This window comes from Mucilaginibacter antarcticus (assembly GCF_042686155.1).
Taxonomy (GTDB): domain Bacteria; phylum Bacteroidota; class Bacteroidia; order Sphingobacteriales; family Sphingobacteriaceae; genus Mucilaginibacter; species Mucilaginibacter antarcticus.
Genome location: NZ_JBHUON010000012.1, coordinates 60,343 through 83,765, shown reverse-complemented (window position 1 = coordinate 83,765; position 23,423 = coordinate 60,343). Strand labels below are relative to the sequence as shown.

The 23,423-nt window shown below is 42.4% G+C and carries 19 protein-coding genes; 10 read left to right on the top strand and 9 right to left on the bottom strand.

The window, feature by feature from the left end; translation table 11 throughout:
• Positions 1-9 precede the first annotated feature (9 nt).
• The 5 genes from ACFSYC_RS11400 to ACFSYC_RS11380 form a co-directional block, all read right to left on the bottom strand.
• Entirely contained in the window at positions 10-969 is a 960-nt protein-coding gene (locus tag ACFSYC_RS11400) for an SRPBCC domain-containing protein (RefSeq protein ID WP_377127369.1), read from the bottom strand.
• Positions 966-1,304: an ArsR/SmtB family transcription factor gene (locus tag ACFSYC_RS11395; RefSeq protein WP_377127366.1), complete on the bottom strand. Its 339-nt coding sequence runs from the start codon at positions 1,302-1,304 to the stop codon at positions 966-968. The genes ACFSYC_RS11400 and ACFSYC_RS11395 overlap by 4 nt, the downstream gene beginning before the upstream one ends.
• A gap of 125 nt (positions 1,305-1,429) precedes the next feature.
• Positions 1,430-2,854, bottom strand: coding sequence for a COG3014 family protein (locus ACFSYC_RS11390; protein WP_377127363.1), 1,425 nt, complete (start codon positions 2,852-2,854; stop codon positions 1,430-1,432).
• A gap of 57 nt (positions 2,855-2,911) precedes the next feature.
• Positions 2,912-3,505 (bottom strand): penicillin-binding protein activator LpoB, encoded by a 594-nt coding sequence (locus ACFSYC_RS11385; protein WP_377127360.1) that lies wholly within the window; start codon positions 3,503-3,505, stop codon positions 2,912-2,914.
• 44 nt (positions 3,506-3,549) lie between these two features.
• A complete protein-coding gene (locus ACFSYC_RS11380) occupies positions 3,550-3,960 on the bottom strand; it encodes a hypothetical protein (RefSeq protein ID WP_377127357.1) in 411 nt (136 codons plus the stop codon).
• 200 nt (positions 3,961-4,160) lie between these two features.
• Here ACFSYC_RS11380 and ACFSYC_RS11375 point away from each other — a divergent pair, with 200 nt between their 5' ends.
• The 5 genes from ACFSYC_RS11375 (at position 4,161) to ACFSYC_RS11355 (ending at position 8,857) form a co-directional block, all read left to right on the top strand.
• Positions 4,161-5,114 carry a CvpA family protein gene (locus ACFSYC_RS11375; protein ID WP_377127354.1) on the top strand — a complete coding sequence of 318 codons (954 nt, stop codon included), beginning with the start codon at positions 4,161-4,163 and terminating at the stop codon, positions 5,112-5,114.
• Between the two features lie 208 nt (positions 5,115-5,322).
• Positions 5,323-5,871: a YciE/YciF ferroxidase family protein gene (locus ACFSYC_RS11370; RefSeq protein ID WP_377127351.1), complete on the top strand. Its 549-nt coding sequence runs from the start codon at positions 5,323-5,325 to the stop codon at positions 5,869-5,871.
• A 4-nt stretch (positions 5,872-5,875) separates the two neighbouring features.
• Positions 5,876-8,086 (top strand): catalase, encoded by a 2,211-nt coding sequence (locus tag ACFSYC_RS11365; RefSeq protein WP_377127348.1) that lies wholly within the window; start codon positions 5,876-5,878, stop codon positions 8,084-8,086.
• Between the two features lie 15 nt (positions 8,087-8,101).
• Complete coding sequence (locus ACFSYC_RS11360; RefSeq protein WP_377127345.1) at positions 8,102-8,578, top strand: ankyrin repeat domain-containing protein; 477 nt, start codon at positions 8,102-8,104, stop codon at positions 8,576-8,578.
• Between the two features lie 9 nt (positions 8,579-8,587).
• Positions 8,588-8,857 carry a SemiSWEET family sugar transporter gene (locus ACFSYC_RS11355; protein ID WP_377127342.1) on the top strand — a complete coding sequence of 90 codons (270 nt, stop codon included), beginning with the start codon at positions 8,588-8,590 and terminating at the stop codon, positions 8,855-8,857.
• Between the two features lie 35 nt (positions 8,858-8,892).
• On the opposite strand, the gene mnmE is transcribed toward ACFSYC_RS11355, so the two are convergent.
• Complete coding sequence (gene mnmE, locus ACFSYC_RS11350; protein ID WP_377127339.1) at positions 8,893-10,254, bottom strand: tRNA uridine-5-carboxymethylaminomethyl(34) synthesis GTPase MnmE; 1,362 nt, start codon at positions 10,252-10,254, stop codon at positions 8,893-8,895.
• A 74-nt stretch (positions 10,255-10,328) separates the two neighbouring features.
• Between mnmE and ACFSYC_RS11345 the strand changes: the two genes are divergently transcribed.
• Both ACFSYC_RS11345 and ACFSYC_RS11340 read left to right on the top strand, forming a co-directional pair.
• Entirely contained in the window at positions 10,329-11,387 is a 1,059-nt protein-coding gene (locus ACFSYC_RS11345; RefSeq protein ID WP_377127336.1) for a nucleoid-associated protein, read from the top strand.
• 344 nt (positions 11,388-11,731) lie between these two features.
• On the top strand, positions 11,732-12,805 hold the full coding sequence (locus ACFSYC_RS11340; protein ID WP_377127333.1) for an AAA family ATPase: 1,074 nt from the start codon (positions 11,732-11,734) through the stop codon (positions 12,803-12,805).
• Between the two features lie 123 nt (positions 12,806-12,928).
• Here the strand turns inward: ACFSYC_RS11340 and ACFSYC_RS11335 are convergent, their stop codons facing one another.
• Positions 12,929-13,381 carry a cold-shock protein gene (locus ACFSYC_RS11335; protein ID WP_377127331.1) on the bottom strand — a complete coding sequence of 151 codons (453 nt, stop codon included), beginning with the start codon at positions 13,379-13,381 and terminating at the stop codon, positions 12,929-12,931.
• A gap of 608 nt (positions 13,382-13,989) precedes the next feature.
• Between ACFSYC_RS11335 and ACFSYC_RS11330 the strand changes: the two genes are divergently transcribed.
• The 3 genes from ACFSYC_RS11330 to ACFSYC_RS11320 all read left to right on the top strand — a co-directional run bounded on the left by ACFSYC_RS11330 (position 13,990) and on the right by ACFSYC_RS11320 (position 18,814).
• A complete protein-coding gene (locus tag ACFSYC_RS11330) occupies positions 13,990-16,734 on the top strand; it encodes a TonB-dependent receptor (protein WP_377127328.1) in 2,745 nt (914 codons plus the stop codon).
• 47 nt (positions 16,735-16,781) lie between these two features.
• Positions 16,782-18,269 (top strand): hypothetical protein, encoded by a 1,488-nt coding sequence (locus tag ACFSYC_RS11325; RefSeq protein WP_377127326.1) that lies wholly within the window; start codon positions 16,782-16,784, stop codon positions 18,267-18,269.
• A gap of 212 nt (positions 18,270-18,481) precedes the next feature.
• Entirely contained in the window at positions 18,482-18,814 is a 333-nt protein-coding gene (locus ACFSYC_RS11320) for a hypothetical protein (protein WP_377127323.1), read from the top strand.
• A gap of 72 nt (positions 18,815-18,886) precedes the next feature.
• Here ACFSYC_RS11320 and ACFSYC_RS11315 read toward each other — a convergent pair whose 3' ends face one another.
• Both ACFSYC_RS11315 and ACFSYC_RS11310 read right to left on the bottom strand, forming a co-directional pair.
• Complete coding sequence (locus ACFSYC_RS11315) at positions 18,887-20,194, bottom strand: amidohydrolase family protein (protein WP_377127320.1); 1,308 nt, start codon at positions 20,192-20,194, stop codon at positions 18,887-18,889.
• Positions 20,195-20,204: 10 nt separating this feature from the next.
• Positions 20,205-23,261 (bottom strand): amidohydrolase family protein, encoded by a 3,057-nt coding sequence (locus ACFSYC_RS11310; RefSeq protein ID WP_377127317.1) that lies wholly within the window; start codon positions 23,259-23,261, stop codon positions 20,205-20,207.
• Between the last annotated feature and the right edge of the window lie 162 nt (positions 23,262-23,423).

The window sequence follows — 23,423 nt, the reverse complement described above, 5'->3', positions numbered from 1 at the left end:
GAGGTATGGTTAGTCTTTGTGGCTTAGCATCCAATTAATGCCGTATTTGTCAGTAAAGTTACCGTAATACGCACCCCAAAATGCATCTTGTACCGGCATTTCTACCACACCATCTACAGACAACTCGTCGAACAACCTTTTGGTTTCTGCTCTTGAGCCTGGTTCAATGTGGATATGCATATTGTTTCCGGGAATGACTTTAAAGCCCATACTTTCAGGAGCATCAGTTGCCATTAATACATGGCCGCCGATTATGGGTAGCTCAACGTGTAATATCATTTTCTTTTCGTCGTCAGACAATGGCGGCTGGCCTTCATGTGCCGGGAAGTCACCTAATCGCTTGATCCCACCAGAGAACGCTGATCTGAACACTGTGCGATAGAAATTAAGCACCTCTTCAGTATTACCCGGAAAATTAAGATAAGTACAAACTCTTGGCTTATTGTCTGTTCGTAGGTTGTTCTTTAATTCCGCGCGCGATTGCAGGTATCTATCCAATTTATCAAACGTACCGGCAAAGCCTTCTTGCATGTTGTCTTTGATAGAATGGTAAGTATCTTCTTGGGCTGTAGTGGCGTTTATCGGACTACCTTGTAATGTTAGTGTTGTACGACCATTAGTCTCCGTTAAAGTAAGTTGATTGAAAATCTCCAGCGGAAAATCCATCGGGAACGGAGAAGTACAGATATTGCCGGTTTCATCTGAGAATGAACTGGTGAATTCTATTAAATCGTACCTATTGATGTTGCCGTATTTGAACAAGCCCCACATGGTTTGGCCATGTCCTTCCATTTTATAATGAAATTTACCTCCGGTGGTAAAGTCAAAAGCTTTTACTATAAGGTCCATGCCCGCAGGGCCCCACCACTCTCCCATCGCTTCGGCATTGGCAAACGCTTCAAATACTACTTCTCTTGGTGCATTAAAATGGCGTACTATTTTAAGCCCTTGTTTTGATTGATTTATCATTTTGGCTGATTTTTATGCTGTATTTTATTAATGTATTTATCTAGTGAGTCAAATCTCTCCATCCACAACTGGCGATACTGGTCAATCCAGGTGGATACATCCCCTAATGCGTCAAGCTTAGCTTCGCAGTAGCGCTCTCTACCCTGTTGCTTTATTACCACCATGCCACACTGCGTAAGTATTTTTATGTGGTTAGATACAGCCGGTCTGCTGATATCAAATTTATCAGCAATGGCATTCAAATTCATTGGTTCAAAGGCAATCATGCCCAATATCTCACGCCTGGTGGGATCTGCAATTGCCTGAAAAACATCTCTTCTTGCTTCTGCTGCCATATATATATGTAATCAAATGATTACACGAAAGTATATGTAATCATTTGATTACGCAAATTTATTTGTAAAAAAAATCCCGACGCGGTTGTCGGGATCGTATTTTAATATAAATGAGAAGTATTTATTTATTTTAAAGTAGCATAATTATAGAACTGCAAACGGCCATTACCTTGTACCGTAATTGTTTTGATTTCTTCTACGCCCTGAGCATTTCTTAGGGTGATATCAACTTTGTTCTCTCCCATATTTAAAGGGATTCGGGCGTAAGCGATGTAAGCAGGTAACGTTTGCCAGTTGCGGGTATCGGCCTTTTCAGACAGGGCATTGTATAATTGTAAACCATAGCCTAAGCCTTCAAGCCAGCCATTGGTTTTACCGTTGCTGGTTGCAGCTTGCCGAACACTGTATTCGGCCATTTTTTTAACCGCCTGGCGCGATAATATTTTGCCCATCTCTTGTAATGCCCGCTGCTGCAACGTTTTAAAGGCCAGCTCATTTATATCTTCTGTTTTAACTAAACTTAACTGCTGACCGTTAACGCTGACAGAACCACCGGTGAAGTAGGGATTTTGAGCTATATATTTAGGGTATGCAATATGTAAGCTCTCTACAGCTTTAGTATTTACCCTGCCACGATCACCCCCATAGTTAAACGGGATGATGATACCGCCACCAACATCTGTAAAAAACAGATCGCCATTACTTTGCCTAACCAGCGTGAACAACATGTCTGCCTGGGTTTTAACCGGCGCTAAGCCGTTTTCCCAAAATACAACCAGCTCCCCGCCTTCTGAGGGGCTTGGCTGACTGTAGGTTATGCCAAATTTCCTTTCAAATTCTTCAGCTTCGGTATTGAAGCCATTTAAACGTGCTGTTCTTATAACGTCTTGCTGTAGTGTAAGTGGTATTGTTATGCCATACCAGGTTTGGTCTGGTGCTTTTAAATAAACCTCGGCCGCGTTGCGGTAAGCTATAAAAGCATTATTGATGTCGCTAACGCTCTCATATAACATGCCTTGCAATGTCAGCGAAAACGCGTCATTACTATAACGGTTATCTTTATTGTTAAACTTATCTGTCTGTTGTTGTGCCTGTAAGGTTATACGGCGCGCTTCAACTATGGCGTCCTCAGTTTTGTTAAGATATACGTAGTTAAGCGCTTTATAATAGTGGATCATGAATTTCTCAAAATCCTCTCCTTTATAAGTTTGTGACATTGAGTTAACAAATACACCCACCGCCCCGTCGGCAGCGCCGCCTAAGCCCTGATCTAATAGTTGATCAGCTTCATTAAAGTAGCGATTGCTAACGTCGTACTGGCCGTTTAAATGGCTCACACGCCCTTTCTCTATCAAGTATAGTAAACGGTTGCGGGGTTTTTTTATCAGGCTATTACCGTCAAGAGTTTTCTCGGCCTGTTTGTAATTTCCGGCGTGAACATTTTGGTAGTAAAGCGTAATCCGTTCATTATAGGTGGCGCAACCCAATAAAAAAAGCACCAACATTATTATTGATGATGCTTTTAAAATATGCGTACGTAAGTATGTCATTGATAATGGTTGATCTGGCAGCTCAAAAAAATACCGCGCAGATAAAGATAGCCTAAATTAATTTTTAACCGTTTTAGCTATTTTTTTCTCACCTATCCAAACAACCTCATTAGTTTGGATATTGGTAAGCTCTAGATTTACCTGGTAGTAAACCACTTTGTTCCGCTTGTGTGCGTCAACAATTGAGTTTATAGATCCCTGCAAAATATAGTCGGCACCATTTTCTAAACCAAATCTTTTCATGCTGGTAGTTGAGGCGTTAGTTTGCTGATCGGCTTTCTCGGCACGTAACTCATTACGTTTAGCGCCACCTTGTACCAAACGCACTTTCTGCGATTGGAGAAATGAGCTTTCTATATCTTTTACAAAAGTTTCTGCTTCAATATGTTCATGGCTTTTGTTTTGTACCATGCCCACAATAACCACCGGTTTTTTGCCTTGGTGTGCTTCCTGATGATCGCCTACCCAGCTAGCTCCTAAAATTTTTCCGGTCAGTTCGTCGGCTACCATGCGCGAGTCGCTATTGTTCCAGTTGCCACTTATATCGATAGTCTGATCGGTACTGACGCGGGTTACCTTCCGTGCGCATGAGGTTATAAAAAGAACGGTAACTGCTACGACAGCCACGGCTAATATTCTGTTAAATTTCATTTTGTTTATTATTTGTGATGTTAGATAGAATACAATATTGTTTGTTACCAGTTATAGCCGAAACCGATACTGGCACGTGGACCCCAAAAACCATTACGGCCCCACTGGCTACCCAAGCCATAGCCGTAACCAAAATTACCGTAGGGAGATGAGTACCCGCTGTACAACCCCCACGAGGGGTATGAATAAGCACCGCTCATAACTTCCTGATGGCGCCATTCGCGACGTTGTTGGCGGCGTTCTAGTTTATCCTGGTACCAATCAAAAGCTTTGTAAGTTTTTTGTACAGTCGTGCCTTGTAAAGCTGTTAAGGTATCGGCCATGGCGGTATATTTAGCCTGGCTTTCCATATAACGCGGATTTTGATCGGCCAAAAGCCCGCTTTGTGCGTTAACACGGACGCTACATAAGCCCTCAATTAGTAAAAGGGCAATGATGATGATTTTACTTTTCATCCTGAAGATTGTTATAAGGCAAAATTAAGCAATTTGTAATCAAAACGTTACTACCAATGTGAACTTGTTGTAATTGTTTTTCATACAGACTTACTAAGATGGATATAGTTTAACAGACTATAAAATTTTTATAGCAATTATGTTACAATAGATTTTTCATTTGCAATTAAACATAACCTACGGTTAGTTGTGTTTACCTTATGAATTATATCGACCTCATATTATTCGCTATCATCGCTATCATTATATGGCTCGATTTTAAACGAGGTTTCATTATCGCCATGCTTTTACTGGCATCTTGGGTTGGTAGTATGGCACTGGCCTTTTGGCTATATCCGCCACTAAGCGCATTACTCCATCGCATATTGCCTACTATAGATCTTTGGGCAGAACCGGTTGCTTTCATTTCATTACTGCTGCTTTTCAGGTTCATGTCAGATATTATATCCCAACATATAATTGAACACGTCCCCGATGAAGTGCATCAAAATATTACTAATAAAGTTTTAGGTATCATTCCAGGCGTAATAAACGGCTTAATATGGGCAGCCTTATTGTCTACCATTTTTATGCTAATGCCACTAACTAAAATAGCTGAAAAAGTTAGCGAGAGTAGTTTTTCAGACAACCTGGTAAAAAGAGTAAGTTGGCTTGAAACTAAATTAGCGCCTATTTTTAGCGAAGCTTTAAATAAAATTGTACGCAAAACCACTGTGGGTGATGAGACCCACGGAACGGTGAAACTACCTTATAAAGTAAAATATCCTAAAGAACGCCCTGATATTGCCGCCGACATGTTGGTATTGATTAACCAAGAACGTGAACAGCGCGGACTGAAAAAACTAAAGGCCGACCCCGAAATAGCAGTAGTTGCACTTAAGCACTCCGTGGATATGTTTGCCCGTAGCTACTTTTCGCATTATACACCAGAGGGTTTAGACCCTTTTGACAGGATGAGGAATGGCGGCATCAAATTTATTACCGCCGGTGAAAATCTCGCCTTGTCGCAAACGCTCAAAATGGCTCATACAGGTTTAATGAATTCGCCGGGGCACAAAGCAAATATCTTAAACCCTACATTCGGAAGGGTGGGTATCGGTATACTTGACGGCGGCATCTACGGTTTGATGATCACTCAAAATTTCAGAAACTAGTGGAGCAGAGTGAGCAACCTCTTTTAAGATAAAAAGCCAAAGGGTGCTAACGCAGTTGTTTATTGCCTGCAACTGTCTTTTAAACTTTTTTAACTTTTGCAGAACAATTGCAAAACCTAAGGGTTTAAACATTATTACTTTCCGCACCGGTTAACGCCTATTTTTCTGAAGCTCTATCGCGTTTTGATGAAACAATTTTACCAAAACTATGAAAAAAGAAACGGGGGAACCCAAATTCAGCACCAAAACATCGCCTAAAGAACAGCCTGCCTTACTTGAGTTGTTTACAGATGGTATAAAAGACATTTATTGGGCAGAAAATCACCTGGTTAAAAATTTACCCAAAATGATTGCCGCGTCAACCTCTAAAGCTTTAGCAGCAGGTATATCAGATCACCTTGAAGAAACTAAAACGCATGTAACCCGCCTTGAACAGGTATTTGAATTACTGGGCGAAAAGGTACAGGCGCAGAAATGTGACGCTATGGAAGGCCTTGGCAAAGAAGGTGAAGCCATTATAGAGAGCACTGAAGCCGGTACCGCTACGCGCGACGTTGGTATTATCCTGGCATCGCAAAAAGTGGAACATTATGAAATTGCTACCTATGGCGGCCTGCATCAGTTGGCAATAACCTTAGGCTTAGATGAGGTGGCCGAAATTTTGGCGTTAACACTGGCCGAAGAGAAAGCAGCCGACGAAAAATTAACAGAAGTTGCTGAAAGCGACGTAAACTATACAGCCGCAACAGAAGAATAAAATCATGGCAAAAAAACCATCACCCAAAATGGGCACCGAGGCCGCTATTGACAAAAAACTAGCGCCACAACCCGAAAATGCAAAAACTGAAAGCTTGGCAGCACACACCGCTGACGCAGCTGGGGAAATAATGAATACCAACACTGGTTTGCCTATTAATGATGACCAAAACTCGTTAAAGGCCGGGGACCGTGGCCCAACGTTGATGGATGATTTCATCTTCCGCGAAAAAATGACGCATTTTGACCATGAACGTATACCAGAGCGTGTGGTACATGCCCGTGGATCTGGCGCACATGGTGTGTTTAAAGTATATAAGCCCCTTGCGGAGTATACCAAGGCAGCTTTTTTAAACGATACTGAAGTGGAAACGCCGGTATTTGTGCGCTTCTCTACCGTTGCGGGCTCACGAGGATCAACCGATCTGGCGCGAGACGTTCGTGGTTTCGCAACCAAATTTTACACTACCGAAGGTAATTTTGACTTAGTTGGTAATAATATTCCGGTATTCTTTATCCAGGATGCCATTAAGTTTCCAGACCTGGTACATGCCGTAAAACCCGAGCCGGATAACGAAATCCCTCAGGCAGCCTCGGCCCATGATACATTTTGGGATTTTATCTCGCTAATGCCTGAGTCTGCACACATGATTATGTGGACAATGAGCGACAGGGCTATTCCCCGCAGCTATCGCATGATGGAAGGTTTTGGCGTGCACACTTTCCGTTTGATCAACGACGAGGGAAAAGCCAGTTTTGTGAAATTCCATTGGAAACCTTTACTGGGCGTACACTCCGTTGCCTGGGACGAAGCACAAAATATATCCGGCAAAGATCCCGACTTCCACCGTCGCGATCTTTGGGATGCTATAGAAAGCGGGGCCTATCCGGAATATGAGTTAGGCTTGCAAATTATCCCAGAGGAAGATGAATTTAAATATGATTTTGATCTGTTGGATTCTACCAAACTGGTACCGGAAGAACTGGTGCCGGTGCAACGCGTCGGCAAACTGACGCTGAACCGTAACCCTGACAATTTTTTTGCCGAAACAGAGCAGATAGCCTATCACATAGGCCACGTGGTGCCGGGTATTGATTTTACTAACGACCCACTTTTGCAGGGCCGTTTATTCTCTTACACCGATACGCAGCTTACTCGTTTAGGTGGGCCAAACTTCCAGGAGATTCCAATCAACCGCCCTATTGTGCCGGTGCACAATAATCAGCGAGACGGTTTTATGCGTCAGACCATTAACAAAGGCAAAACCAGTTATAGTCCTAACTCGTTAGGTAATAACGACCCACAGCAGGTACCAGAGTCGGCCGGTGGTTTTGTAAGCTACCGCGAACGTATTGATGCCAGGAAAGAGCGTATGCGCAACAAAAGTTTCTTCGATCACTTCAGCCAGGCAAGGTTATTCTTTAATAGCCAGTCTGACCCGGAGAAAAATCACATCATCGATGCATTGACTTTTGAATTAGGCAAAGTTAAAACCGTCGCCATCCGCGAGCGTATGCTGGGTATTTTAGCCCAAATAGAAAAAAGTTTAGCTACCCAGGTTGCTTATGGCCTTGGTTTGCACTTACCAGAAGTATTACCAACCAACCAAAGCATTCCGGCCGATGGCAACCCGGCAGATTACCAATCCATACAAGTAGAAGGGGCTTTATCAATGTCGCCTGCGTTAAGTATGGCCAATACGGTTAAAGACAGTATCAAAAGCCGTAAAATAGCTATTTTGACTGCTGACGGGGTTGATGCCGAATCATTAACTATTGTTAAAGATACGTTAACAGCACAAGGCGCCGTAGTAGAAGTGATAGCGCCGAGACAAGGGTTTGTAACTGCTATTGACGATACTCAGATTGCAGTAGATCATAGCTTTTTAACTGCGGCATCAGTATTGTTTGACGCTGTGTATGTGGCAGGTGGTACCAACGCTGTGGCCACACTTGAAGCCGAGGCAAACGCGGTTCATTTCCTGAACGAAGCATTTAAGCACTGTAAACCAATCGCCGCTGCGGAAGACGCGATGCAAGTTATTGATGTCACTTATTTCAGCAAAAAACTACCTCCCGACTTTTCGGAAGAATCGGTATTAAAAGAAGGCATACTAATTGGCAAGGCAAACAAAGATTTTGCCACGCTACTAGTGAAAATGATTGCACAGCATCGTTTCTGGGAACGCGAAAAACCGAGATTAATCCCTGCCTAAATCATTCGATCAATAATGACTGATACAATTCAACCTATCATCAACGCCGCCCGCATGGGCGACGTTGATGCTTTACAGACTTTAATCACGGCAGATACAAACCTTAACGCTACAGATGAAAAAGGGTATACCCCCTTAATCATCGCCTGCTATAATAATAGATTAGAAGCCGCACGCATTTTATTGGAGGCCGGCGCCGATGTTAACGCTGCTGACTTTGGGGGTAACACCGCCTTAATGGGTGTATGCTTTAAAGGTTATCCCCACATCGCGGAACTGCTTATTAAGCATGGCGCAGATTTAGACATGCAACATGGCAACGGCGGCACCGCGCTTATGTTTGCGGCCATGTTTGGTCGTAATGATCTGATAAAAATCCTACTAGGTCATGGCGCTGATAAAACTTTGCTAGACAGTCGCGGTTTATCAGTATTCGATTTAGCTGCACAACAGGGAAACGAAGATGGCATTCTGATCCTGGAAGAAAACTAATACGCCACAATGGACATTACACAAATTATCGGGTTGGTTGCGGGCATATGTACGTCTACAGCCAGTATCCCGCAAATTATCACCACCGTTAAAAAGAAAAAGGCGACGGATGTGTCGCCTTTAATGTTTATAATATTACTGGCAGGTAATAGCCTTTGGGTATGGTACGGCATTGAAAAATCAGATTTTCCTATTATCGCGACAAACGTTATCTCGGTAATATTAGACCTCACCATGCTGTTCCTCCGGATTCGATACAGACAGAAAACGAATCACTAAGACAAAGCCACATCGCACTTCACAATAATCGACCGTTATTTTCCGATACAGAACTTACTAAATATATTATCTAGTAAATCATCAGTTGTAACTACCCCGGTTATCTCACCAAGATAATGCAAGGCTTGCTTAATGTCCATCGACAAAAAATCAGACGTTACGGAATCTATACCACTGAGCACCCTACTCAGCGACTCTTCAGTTCTTTGCAAGGCTTCCAGGTGGCGGATGTTGGTTATCAGAGTTTCGTTACCGTCAAGTTGGTTTTTGACGGCTGAGTGGTATATTTTTGATTTTAGATCGTCTATGTGCGTTTTGTCTTTGGCTGAAATGAACAATGTTGCCGATTGCAGAAATGCCTCCTTTGTTTGGTCAGAGAGCAAATCAGCCTTATTGGCCACTATCAACATCGTCACCCCTGGGCGTTGCAGACTTGCGATGTCAGCCTCTAGTTCTTCATCTGTTAGTTGATCAGCGTCATATATATATACCAACAAACTAGATTGCGCAATCTTTTCCATAGTGCGCTCTACTCCTATTTTTTCAATGGCATCTGTGGCTTCGCGGATACCGGCGGTATCTATCAGGCGGAAATTGATCCCATTAATGTTTAATACTTCTTCTATGGTATCGCGGGTGGTGCCTGGGATATGGCTCACTATGGCACGCTCTTCATTTAACAAGGCGTTTAGCAATGTAGATTTACCAGCATTTGGTCGACCGGCGATCACCGTATTTACTCCATTTTTGATAACATTACCTAGCTCAAAAGACTGTATTAAAGCCACGATTACCTTATTGATCTCAAAGATCAGCTTCTTTAACTGGTCGCGATTTGCGAACTCAACATCCTCCTCTGCGAAATCAAGTTCTAGCTCTATTAATGAGGCAAACTGAACAAGTTGCTCACGCAAGATTTGTAGTTGATTACTGAATCCCCCTCTTAGTTGTTGAAGGGCCACTTGCTGCGACGCCTTTGAGTTAGCCGCGATCAGATCTGCTACGGCCTCGGCTTGCGATAGATCTAACTGGCCATTAAGGAAAGCCCTCAAGGTAAACTCACCCGCTTTGGCGGAGCGGGCACCTTGTTTTATCAGTAATTTGATGATTGACTCAATAATGTAGGTTGAACCATGACAAGATATCTCAACCACATTCTCTTTAGTGTACGATCTAGGGGCAATAAACAATGCCATCAGCACCTCATCCAAACTCAGGTTACCGTCTATAACGCTGCCGAAGTGGATGGTATGCGACTGCTGTTTGGTAAGATCTTTACCCTTAAACACACTATTGGCAATGCTGATGGCATCTGGGCCAGACAGACGGATAACGCCTATTGCCCCGGCGCCTGCAGGTGTAGCAAGGGCGACTATGGTTTCTTCAGTATTTGTCATTAAGGGCAAAGGTCGCAAATTAGCGCAAACAATGGCTATAACCGTAACGTAAAAAAACTAACTTGCACCCAATTATGGTAACCTCTTTCGAAGCATATTTAGATACAATTTCGGTACATCACGTCGGCAACCAGGCACAAAGCGAGCTATACGCTTTATCAGACCATCCTCTTGAACTAAAGGACGAAATCATATCCGGAATACTTAAGCAATACTTCCTTGCACCTTTTCAAAAGGTTGTTGAGGTATATCACCTGATGCATAATAGCGACGATCTGGCACTTAACGAGGTGCACCACTTTGTATCGCAAATTTTTGAGGATAAAGCAAAGTTTCATGAGATGTCGCAGCAATTGGCTAAGCACTTGTACAACGTTGCTAATCACCCTAACATCAAATCGGGCGAGGTATATGTGGCTTACTTTAAAGATGTACAGATTGAAGGCAACCAGCTAGATGCTATCGGCATTTTCAAGTCAGAAAATAAAGAGACCTACCTTAAAGTGTATCCAGACAAAGGCGGCTTCAATGTCGACTATGAAGAGAATGCTATTAACATCAATAAATTAGACAAGGGCTGCCTTATTTTTAATATCGAAAAAGAGAACGGTTACAAGGTAGTGGTTATAGACACTGCCAACCGCGGTCAGGATGCGGCCGTTTATTGGAAAGACGATTTCCTGCAGCTTAAGGTCCGCAACGATAGTTATAATCAAACGAGCAATACCTTAGGGGTATACAAGAATTTTGTAACCAACAAGATTGACGAAGCCTTTGAGATGAGCAAAACTGATAAGATAGATCTCCTTAATCGGTCGATGAAATACTTTAAGGAGAAAGAAACCTTTGATATTGACGAATTTGCCGAAGAGGTGATTAGCAACCCTCAGGCTATTCAATCATTTAAAGACTACAAAAGTCAGTTTGAGGATGAGTTTGATACGCGTATTAACGACACCTTCGAAATTTCAAATAACGCGGTGAAGAAACAGAACAAAGCATATAAGAGTATATTAAAGCTCGATAAGAATTTCCACATTTATATACATGGCGATAATAAGCTGATTGAAAAGGGTTTTGATGATGACCGCAATATGAATTACTACAAGGTATTTTTTAAGGAAGAGGCATAATACCGAGGCTGTTTTATTTTCAATAAATATGAAACAGTTGAATCACCATTTTTCCTTAACCAACTGTTTTATATTCCTTTACATAACTGTCTGAATCAGTTTGCAACAGCACTATTTGTTTAAGTTATAACGTATAAGTTATTGTAAAGTAACTTGTTAATAGTTTTTTGTTAATATTTCAATAATTGAATGAATCACCTGAAGTGAATCACCTCCGGACGGTTCTTAAAACCTAATATACCCTAACCAAGCTTTTCATACTGCGGCAAGTCTGCTGGTGACAAACTGGTGTCACCAACTCTTCCACAATCAGGCCGTATCTTAGTGGTATTCCCACAATTATTATGGACAATTATAACACTCCCCGGCTTTATCAGGGCAGGCCGGACGAAATCGAACTTATCAGGGCCGCCAACCGTGGCACCCTCACCAAAAAACAAACCCATCAGTTAAACCAACTTTTACGAAGCCCTAGTGATAGCAAGGACGCGTTCATTATCAAACCTGCAGGCGAATTTTTACAGGATGCTACGTCACGTCAAAACGGTGGCATGCTATTTGGCGATTTTTGGTATGAAGGCGAGCTTTGTATTTTGTTTGCTGATACCAATGTTGGCAAATCCATTTTGGCAGTGCAAATTGGCGACGCTTTAAGTCGTGGCCGGCCCCTACCCAATATCAACATGCGTGCGCAATCATCAATAGTATTGTATTTTGATTTTGAGCTGAATGATCAGCAATTCAGCAAGCGATACACCAGCGCGGAGGACGGGCAATACCAGTTTGCTGATACTTTTTACCGCGTAGTATTTAATCCGGATGCGGCCAGGGCTAATAGATTTACCAGCTACCACGAATATATTAACAACGCGCTCGAAAACATGCTCATCACTACCCAAGCGCGTATCATAATAATTGATAATATAACCTGCCTGCGTACCGGTACACAAGCAGCGGCGACGGCCATTGCCCTGATGCAAAAGTTGCAGGGACTTAAAAATAAGTACGAACTTTCAATACTAGTGCTTGCGCATACTCCAAAGCGCAACCCTGCTAAACCTATTAGCCGTAATGATTTGCAGGGCAGCAAAATGCTACTCAATTTTGCCGACAGTGCTTTTGCTATTGGCGAAAGCTATACGCGTGCCGACCTGCGTTACTTTAAACAGATAAAACAACGCAGCGGCCAATTAACGTACGGGGCAGATAATGTATATCTCGCCGAGATCATAAAACCTTATAACAATCTGCATTTCAGTTTTATCGGCGGCGCCAACGAAGCCGAACACCTGCTGCAATATACCGAGCAGCAGCGCCAAAGTACAGAAGAGCGCATTATTAAACTGCACCAACAAGGTCTTATTTACGGCAGGTTGCTGCGGATACCGGGACTGCATACTCTAAGGTATACAGGTTGATAAAAAGAATAGAGAGCAACGAAAATATAAAGTAAAAACACCCTGCTAATTTTAATCGGCAGGGTGTTTTTATGAAGCTACTGCTAGCGTATTAAACTGACAGTTATATATAACGAAAAAATGCTATTTCGCCATTTCAATATTTAAAGCTACTAATCCCTTAGGGCCTTTTTCAGTACTAAAGGTTACTTTATTACCTTCTTTAGCCTGGAAGGTTAGGTTGTTAACGTGGAAAAATATATTTTCCCTCGACTTATCTTCTGCAATAAAACCAAAACCTTTTGATGTATTGTAAAAACTTATAATACCTGTTTTAACGGCATCTTCTGGCTCATCAATTTGTTTCGGAGTAGATATCCTAACATCCTCTAAAGACACCTGCTTGCGTGGCACGCCATCCGGAGGTGTAGATGTGATATTACCATCGGCATCTATATAGGCCATCATATCTTCTAAGCCTTTACCCTTATCTGAGTTAGCTTTACGATCTTCGGCCTTTTCTTTTTTCTCCTGATGTTTTTTCAGGCGTTTCTTTTCTTTTTCTTTTTTGTTAAATGTTTCGTTCGATCTTCCCATTAGTTATTTTAAAGTGGACAACATATTGAATAAACAAAACAACTGCAGGGCTGCAACCGATGTTTAAGTATAATTTTATGGTGATAAATATATTACTAAAACGCTTGCCGCATCCAGACATTATACCTTTTTATTAGCCTCACTACTTTTTGTAGCCTGGCAAATTTTATAGATCAAGCCGTCTGTACTTGTACCCAATTGGCTAAATTAAATGCAGATCATTTCTTTAAAAAGATCAGGCTTTTTCTTGTAGCACGGTATGTTTTGTAGAATAGGCACAAAGGTATGCTTTTCTAATTACATATAAACATTTTTATATCAAAATATTGTAATGAATTCCCGGCTTGAAAAAGCCAGTTATTATCGAAATTTCAACATAATTGATAATGCTGCCTTAACATCACCTTAAATCAAAAATACCATCTTACAAAAAGTAAACATGTTAATTCAGTTTAACCTCGTGTTGATGTTGTTAATGCAGGCAAACTCTGGGTTTAGCTTCAAAACTGCAATGCTTAACATTAAATTAAAGAACACATGTTGTTTTGATAACCTACAGTTAGCATTGTGGAAATATGCGCGGATTAGTTTTGACAAAAAATTAATACGTGAAGAAATTATTATTAATCCTCATCCTTCCTGCTTTAATACACTTAAATGCTGTTGCACAGTCAACCGGCAAAATTGCAGGTAAAATCATCGACGCAAAAACCAGCGAGTTACTAATTGGTGCTACGGTTGGTATTGAAGGTACAACTAAAGCTATTGCTACAGACATCAACGGTCAATACGTTTTATCCGGCGTTGCCCCCGGCACTTATACCCTTGTAGTTAAATACATCGGTTACGAAACTAAAGCTATATCTGAGGTGGCTGTAAAGGCCGACGCGGTAACTACCCTCGACATCTCTATTGCCGAAGCTGCTAAGTCTTCGTTAAAAGAGGTCGTTATTCGTTCAACCTATCGCCAGGCATCTATAGCGTCGCTATACGCCGCACAAAAAAACAGCGTAACCATATCTGACGGTATATCATCCGAATTGATTAAGATGTCGCCTGATAAAAACACCAGCGAGGTTTTAAAACGCGTAAGCGGTGCTACTATTCAAGATAACAAATTTGTTATCGTTCGTGGTCTGAGCGATCGTTACAACACAGCATTGCTTGATGGTACTGTATTACCAAGTACGGAGCCTAACCGTAAGGCTTTCTCTTTCGATATCGTACCGTCAAACTTAATTGAAGGTATTGTTATCAGCAAAACAGCTACCCCTAACCTACCCGGCGATTTTGCCGGAGGTGCTATTCAAATCACTACTAAAGACATCCCTACAGAAAACTTTATTACCGGTAGCATAGGCCTTGGTTACAATACTAATACTACTTTTAAAGATTTTCAAAGCGGTTATCGCAACACGTCAGATTATTTTGGTTTTGACGGTGGCGCCCGTAAATTGCCATCAAACTTCCCTTCTACCAACCGGGTAGCTTCAGGCTCATTAACCTTGCCACAGCAAATAAATGCTTTAAAGTCATTAAACCCCAATTTTAATGTATACAACAGCCGCGCTACACCAAATCAAAGCTACCAGTTAACTTTTGGCCGCGTAGCCGAAGGTAAAAACGGCAATAAATTTGGTACCACTGTCGGTTTAACTTACCGTAACGCAATGCAAACTATCCGTGATCTGAAAATTGATTACTATGAGTTTGATTTTAACGATACTAAATACAAATTTTCTACCAGCGTAGGGGCACTGGCTAACTTTGCTTATACCTACGGCAAAAATAAGATCACTTTTAAAAATATATACAACCGTACGTTTGACGACCAATACTTATACCGTACCGGTTATAATAACCAAACCCAAAACCCTGACAACCATTTTACCGCGTTTGACCTGATTGAAAAAAGCTTACTGAAATCTACCCTAGCCGGTGATCACGCTTTTGATAACAACTCAAAAATTACCTGGATTGGCAGCTTTGCCAACGTAATGAACAATCAGCCAGATCAGCGTAAAACCAATTACGCTTTAATTGGTGGCCAATATGTTGCTGATAATACTACGGTAGGTAAACAAAACGCTCGTTTCTTCTCAGACCTTAACGAAAATATTTATAGCGGCCAGGTTGACTACAGCTTGCCGGTTAACATGTTTAAAGAAAAATCAAATTTAAAAGTTGGTTTAGCAACTTCATACCGCGACCGTACGTTCAGCCCGAGATTTATCGGCCCACAATTAAGAAGCGGCATGGATGGCGCCAACGATATCAGAACACTGCCGCTTAACCAGATATTCAGTCGTGCGATTATCAATAAGGGCTTTTACAACTTAACCGAGATCACATCATCAACGGATCCATACACTGCTCACACAATGGTTAACGCTGGTTATGCTATGCTAGACAATAAATTAAGCGATAAGGTACGTTTGGTGTGGGGTGTGCGAGTTGAAAAATTTGACCTGAAACTTAATGATAAAGAGCCTACTACTACAGAAACCCGTTTAAATAACGTTGATGTTTTGCCGTCGGCTAACTTGACTTACGCTATTAATGATAAATCAAACTTTAGGGCTTCATACTCGCATACGGTTGCACGCCCGGAAGCCAGAGAGCTTGCCGTTACCAGTTACTACGACTTTGAGTTACTAGCCAACATAGCCGGTAACAAAAACTTAAAACGTGCGCAAATCAAAAATGCTGATATCCGTTATGAGTTTTATCCTTCGGCCGGCCAGATCTTTTCGGTATCTGCATTCTATAAAGGGTTTAAGGACGCCATTGAGCCTGTTTATGATGATAAAAACTCTACTCCCGATTTTAGATTTTTTAACGTACAACGTGCTACCAACTTTGGTTTTGAACTAGAGCTGCGTAAAACGCTGGACTTTGTAGGCGAATCATTTAAAAACACCACATTTTATACTAACATAGCGGTAATTAAATCAAAAGTATCTGATGACCGTCCGGAGGTTGTTGCTGATGCATCAAGACCAATGGTAGGCCAGGCGCCATATGTTATCAACGGTGGTTTAATGCAAACCGCTTACAACAACAAATTAACCTTTAACTTACTATACAACCGCGTAGGCCCCCGTATAGCAAGGGCCCGCGGCGCAGTATTTCCGTCGGTATATGAAAACGCCCGCGACGTAATTGATGCTCAAATTAGCTATAAAGTAAGCAAAAAAGGCGAGTTCAAACTTAATGCCAGCGATCTGCTTAACCAAAATTCAATACTGTATTACAAAACGCCAACAACCCAATATGACCTAACTAAAGGTTCAACATTGGCATCATACAAAATGGGTTCAACATTTACGTTGTCTTACAGCCAATCTTTCTAAAAACTAAAACCAGACATACAATACATCAACACAAATTAAAAACTAACATGAAAAAACGTTCATTAATTTTAATGCTTGCAGCATCACTTTTTGTTACTGCTTGTTCAAAAAACAACGACCCGATCAATGACGGTCCGGATGTTGTTGTTCCTTCAAATACAGTTGAAGTAAGCGGCGACATATCTGCAAACACCACCTGGAGCGCCAGCAAAATGTATCTAATTAAAGGATTTGTATATGTAACCAACGGCGCTACATTAACTATCGAGCCGGGTACTATCATAAAAGGCGACAAAGCAAGCAAAGGCACTTTGGTTATCACCAGAGGTGCTAAAATCAATGCTGCAGGTACGGCAGCTAAACCTATTGTATTTACATCAAATGTTGCTACCGGTGGCCGTGGCGCAGGTGATTGGGGTGGTTTGATCCTTTTAGGTAAAGCGCCTATCAACTTTGCTAACGGTGTAAACAACATCGAAGGTGGTTTAACCCCAACGGGTGGTGGCGATCCTGTTAAATACATCCAATACGGTGGTACAGATGCTAACGATAACTCTGGTACGCTAACTTATGTACGTGTTGAATACGCAGGTATTCCATTCTCACCGGATAACGAGATCAACGGTATCACTTTAGGTGGTGTTGGTGCGGGTACTACTATAGATTACGTAGAAGTTTACCGTTCTGGTGACGATGCGTTTGAATTTTTTGGTGGTACAGTAAATGCTAAACACTTATTAGCTATTGGTACAACTGATGATGACTTTGATACGGACAACGGTTACTCAGGTAACATACAATTTGGTTTGGCGCAAAGAGCACAAGTAGTTGCCGATTTTTCAGGTTCAAACGGTTTTGAGTCTGATAACGACGCTACAGGTTCAAACAACCAGCCACAAACCAGAGCTGTGTTTTCTAACATGACAATTGTAGGCCCGCTATTTGCAGCTACTGCAACTGCACCGGGCGGTAGCTTATCAAACATCAACGCTAACTATCAACACGCTGCTCAAATCCGTCGTAACTCTTCTATCAGCATTGCTAACTCGGTATTTGCTAACTACTTTGAAGGTATTTATATTGACGAGAGCACTGTTGCTACTGCAGGCGCTACCACTAAAAATTATACTGATGGTAACTTAGTGTTTATAGACAATATTATTTACAACTGTAACGCAAAAGGCACCGAAGTTAAGGGCAACAATGTTACTAGCAAAGCTATTTTTGAAGCTAGCATGCGCCTTAACAACACTTTTGATGCTACTAAAACTGTAGGTGATTTATTAACTGACGCCTTAAAATACGGTACAGACTTTAAAGCAACCGGCAACGCATTGTTAGGCACACCAAACTTTACAGCAAAAGCTGGCACAGCAGCTGCTGCAGGCGCAAAGTTTGACAACGCAAAATTGAAAAACGCTTTCTTTGAAGTAGTTGCTTACAAAGGTGCATTTGGCACTACAGATTGGTCAACTGGTTGGGCTAAATATGATCCACAAACTTTACCTTACACTACCCCAGGTCAGGTATTGTAATTGCAATAATCAGATTTAAATTGATACTATCCCGTCCACACCCAGTGTGGACGGGATTTTTTGTTTTATAGCTATGTCGCCATTACGCCCCGTCTCTATTTTAATGCAATCAAATATTTTTTTACTGATTTACTTTGAAATGCAAAGTATTTATATTTAACTTTGTATATCAAAGTACTTTTTATCAAACAATCACTAAAAACTATTAAACCATGAAAATCTCAAGAGCCAGGTTTGTCACCTACTTCGTCCTTTCAGCCTTTGTATTTATATTTGCCTGTAAATTTCTGTTAAATCAACCGTCAGAGTGGCGGGCCCTGGCGGTGGATCAGTCTACCTGGCAATCAGTCATTTCGACGATTTTATTACCCATTAGGTTTATTTTAATGGCGCCGCTAATGCCTTTTATCGCTTTTCTGCGCCAGGAACCGGATACCCCACCCCCATTCTTTATGATCGGTTTCGCGATGTATTGGACCTTGCTTGGATTATTGGTGCACTACATCGTCATCAAAATAAGAGGCACTAAACCCAAAACCGCTTAAGCCCTAGCAACCCACAAAAACAAAGCCCCGTCTGATTGAACAGACGGGGCTTTGTTTATAGATGTGGGAGAATTAGTCTTTCATACCATATTTATCAGCATAACGCTTGTAAAGCTGCTTGTGCAGGTTATCAAGATTGATATCCCTGCCTTGTATGTAAGCTTTGGTTACATCAAGGGTAATCATATCCAACGCGTCACCGTTTGAAATAAATAGGTTGGCATCTTTACCGGTTTCTAAAGTCCCTGTCGTTTTATCAATACCCAATATTTTAGCATTGTTGATAGTGATCATACTTAAGGCCTGCTCTTTAGTTAAACCATAACCGACAGCCTGTCCGGCTTCGAAAGGTAAATTGCGCTGACGCCAGAAACCAATGCCGGTCAAACCATAAAGAACACCCGCATCCTGCAGTATCTTAGGTAATTTATAAGGCAAATAAACGTCATCTTCCGCACGCGATGGCAGGGTCTGTGTCTCGCGTAAAATAACCGGCACGTTGTTTTGCTTTAAAACAGATGTCACCAGGTACGATTCTTTACCGCCAACAATCACCGCCTGCAAGCCCAGTTTAGTGGCAAAGGTTACCGCTTCAATAATCTCTTTTGCGCCATCGGCATTAATAAACAGTTTTTTACTGCCGTTAAACAAGCCTTTCATGGCATCAAGGCGCAGGTTAATTACGGTTGGTTTGCTTTCAGCATACGCCTTAACTTGCGCAAATAAATTGTTGATAGCATCAAGGGTTTTCATCCTGGCTTCGTCCGGCGACTCAGCACCGGCTACAGCAGGTGCACCACCACCTCTACGGCCACGGCCTCCGCCGGCTGATGGCCAGGTTAAGTGAACCGCGATATCCATTTTATAAGCAGCGTCTTCCCAGTTCCAGGCATCCAGTTGCACAACCGATGATTGGCCGGCTATAGTACCGCCCTCCGGTGTGGGCTGTGCTAGTAAGATGCCGTTTGAACGTACGGTAGGAATTACCTTCGAATCGGTATTATAAGCGATAATTGAACGCACGTTAGGATTAAGATCTCCGGTTTCAGAGTCATCCACGGTACCGCGGGCACCGCCTTCAACTTCAATTAAACCTAAATTTGTTACGGGGCATATAAAACCCGGGTAAACCTGTTTTCCGGTGGCGTCAATAATTTCGGCGCCTGCCATGGATGGAGCGGTACCCTCGCCCACAGCGGTGATCTTTCCCTTATCAAAGGCGACATAGCCCTTACTGATCACTTTTCCGTCACCAATATGGATAGTGCCACCTGTTATAATTATCGTTTTCGCTTGTGGGTTGGCCGGCGATATAGTTGCCTGCCCGTATGTTAGGACCGTGCTTAGCAATAGTCCTCCAAAAATTAATATCTTTTTCATTTTGTCGATCCTATTTTTTGTTCAACATTCCGTTATACTCATCAGCAACTACAAAAGCGCTGTCCTCAACCGTATCGCAGGTATAAGACGGGCGACGTGCGCCACCAGTTGGCCTTTGCGTAACCGCGCCCTTACCTTTAGCATCAATCATTTTTTGGATGATACGGCCTTCGTCGGCTTTTAGCGCTTTTTGCTTTTCGGCATCTTTATCATAGTCCCAGTAAGCAATACCGTCAACATATGTTTTTTCAGCTACGGCATAGATGGATAAAGGATTAGCAGACCATAATACCAAGTCAGCGTCCTTACCCGCTTTAATACTGCCAACTTTATTATCAATGTGCAATATTTTGGCCGGATTAAGGGTAACAAGCTTAAGGGCTTCCTCTTCGCTCATTTTACCATAGGTAACCGCTTTACCGGCTTCCTGGTTAAGGCGACGGGCCATCTCATCATCATCAGAGTTAAAGGCTGTTAATACGCCTTGCTGGCTCATGATCTTACCATTATAAGGTATCGCGTCGCTTACTTCCATTTTATAGGCCCACCAGTCAGAGAAAGTCGAAGCAGCTATATTATGCGCTTTCATCTTGTCAGCCATCTTGTAGCCCTCTAAAATGTGGGTGAAGGTATTGATGCGGAAACCCAAAGAATCTGCCACATGCATCAGCATATTGATCTCAGACTGCACGTAAGAGTGACAGGTAATAAAACGTTTGTTATCCAGAATTTCTACCAAAGTCTCTAGCTCCAGGTCGCGGCGAACGCTATTGCCTTTTACAGCAAGCGCGGCTTTATACTCTTTAGCACGGGTAAACGCATCTACATACACCTGCTCAACGCCCATACGTGTTTGCGGGAAACGGGTGTTAGGGCCTGCCTGAATATTAGCGTTACTTTGTTTTACATTTTCACCTAAGGCAAATTTAATAAAGCCGTCAGCGCCTTCATATTTCAATTGCTCAGGCAATACGCCCCAACGGTGTTTCATTAATACGCTTTGGCCACCTATAGGATTAGCCGACCCGTGTAAAATTTGCGATGTAGTAACGCCACCAGCCAGTTGGCGGTAGATATTAATATCTTCCGGATCCAACACATCTCCCATACGTACCTCGGCCGTATTAGCTTGTGTGCCTTCATTGATACCCGCAGTTATAGCGATATGCGAGTGCTCATCAACAATACCTGCAGACAGGTGCTTACCGGTAGCGTCAACTACTTTAGCGCTACCGGCCGCAAGGTTTTTACCAACTGCTTTTATTTTACCGGCCTCTATCAATACATCGGTATTTTTAAGGATACCGTCTTTTTCGTTCGTCCAAACCGTGGCGTTTTTGAATAATACAGCTTCGGCTTTTGGTAACTCTGTATTACCGAACGGCGCGAATGGATATACTACCGGGCTAGCCGTAATATTAGGTTTTGCAGCATCGCCCTTTTTGTCAGCCGGGGTTGCCGGCGTAACACCGTTAGAAACTGCTGTCCAATTAGTAGCAGTACCGTCGGGCAGTATCGCAGTACCTGCCAAGCTCAATGGCGATGTCGAAGAAATATAGCCACTTAGTCTTACCGTTCCGGCTGGTTTTGCTTTCAAGTCAAATGTCATGCTTACCATGTCCCCGGTACGGCTAAAGGCACCACGTGAACGCACGCTGTCGGCTCCTGCACGCTGCACATCTAAATTGTACGAGCCTGGTGTCCCGCTAATTTTCAGGGTGATATTTTCTAAACCGTCAGCGGCTAATTTATAGGTACCTGCTATGCTCATTGGGGTTACCCGGCTGGCAACATACTGTTTACCTTCAACCCAGTTTTCATATATAACGTTTTCTTTTTTAAATAAACCGTCAGACGTAATCAGGAAATTAGCCAATTTACCCTTGGCCAGCGTACCAATTTGATTGCTTACGCCAAGCATTTCTGCCGGGATCTCCGTTAATGATTTTAACGCTTGGGTTTCAGTCAAACCATGATCAATAGCGGTGCGGATATTTGTCCAGAAATCGCGCGGATTATTCAAACCATACGATGTAATGGCGAATTTTATACCGGCTTTCTCTACGATTCCCGGATTTTTAGGGGCAAGCTCCCAGTCCTTCAATTGATCGTAGGTTACCCTGCGGGCCTGCAATGGATCTTCTACATCAAAAGCATCAGGGAATGTTAGCGGAATAATAAACGTGCTCCCCGTGGCTTTCATAGCGTCGATACGACGATACTCGTTGCCGTCGGTCTTGTAGATGTATTTTACGCCAAACTCTTTGGCTATTTTCTCAGCACGTAAAACCTCGAAAGCGTCTGATACTTCAAAAATTTGCGGTAAAGACTGCGTGCGGTTAAATTCTGCTATAGAAATATTGAATTCTTGCTTTTGCGATTTGTACCACTGCGCATCTAAATAAGTTTGACGTAGCAAAGCTATTGAGCCTGCTAATGACGAGGGATAATTGGTTGCAGCCGTACCTTTACTGAACGAGTAATGCGCCGCAGCTTCGCCGTTGAGCAACACCAGGTTATCACGCTCGTCGCCAAGGGTAGCTACTACCGATGTGCCACGGGCAATACCATCATGTATTAAGGACTGCACCGCGCCGAAACCTATCTTTTTTAAAGCCTCGGCCTTTGCAGCGTCAACATGGAAAATAGATTTTACGTTCATCTCCGGCTTTATCGCCTCGTTCCAGCCGTAAGCGCCCGGCTTGGTTGAAATAGGTGTAGCGCCACGAGCGCCGCCAAATGTGGTAGCAGCCTGCCTTGCTCCATCCGGCAAACCGTAGGTGCTGTAGGCATCAATTAACCCAGGGTAAACGTATTTACCCTTAAGGTCAATAACAATGTATCCTTTAGGGATAGGTGTAGCTGCGCCAACCGACTCGATTAAGCGGTCTTTAACCAGTAATGTTCCGTTTGTAATAGTTTGTGTGGAGCTTGCAATAATAGTTGCGTTGGTAAATGCATACAATCCTGGCCGGATGTCTTGCACGCCATTTACAGGGTAGGTTTGCTGTGCCCTGGCAAAATTGCAAAACAGCGCAGCGAAACCTAAAAGTAAGCGTTTCTTCATATGTTTAATTATGATCAGTTAATTTTAATTTCCCTAAATATAATTGGAAAAATCAAAAATAGTGGGGCACAACAAAAAAATAGTAAAGAAATCAGGGATTTGGTATCAATGTGATAACAAATCAAGTATGGCAAGTCTTTTTCCAAAAATCAGGTAGAAAAA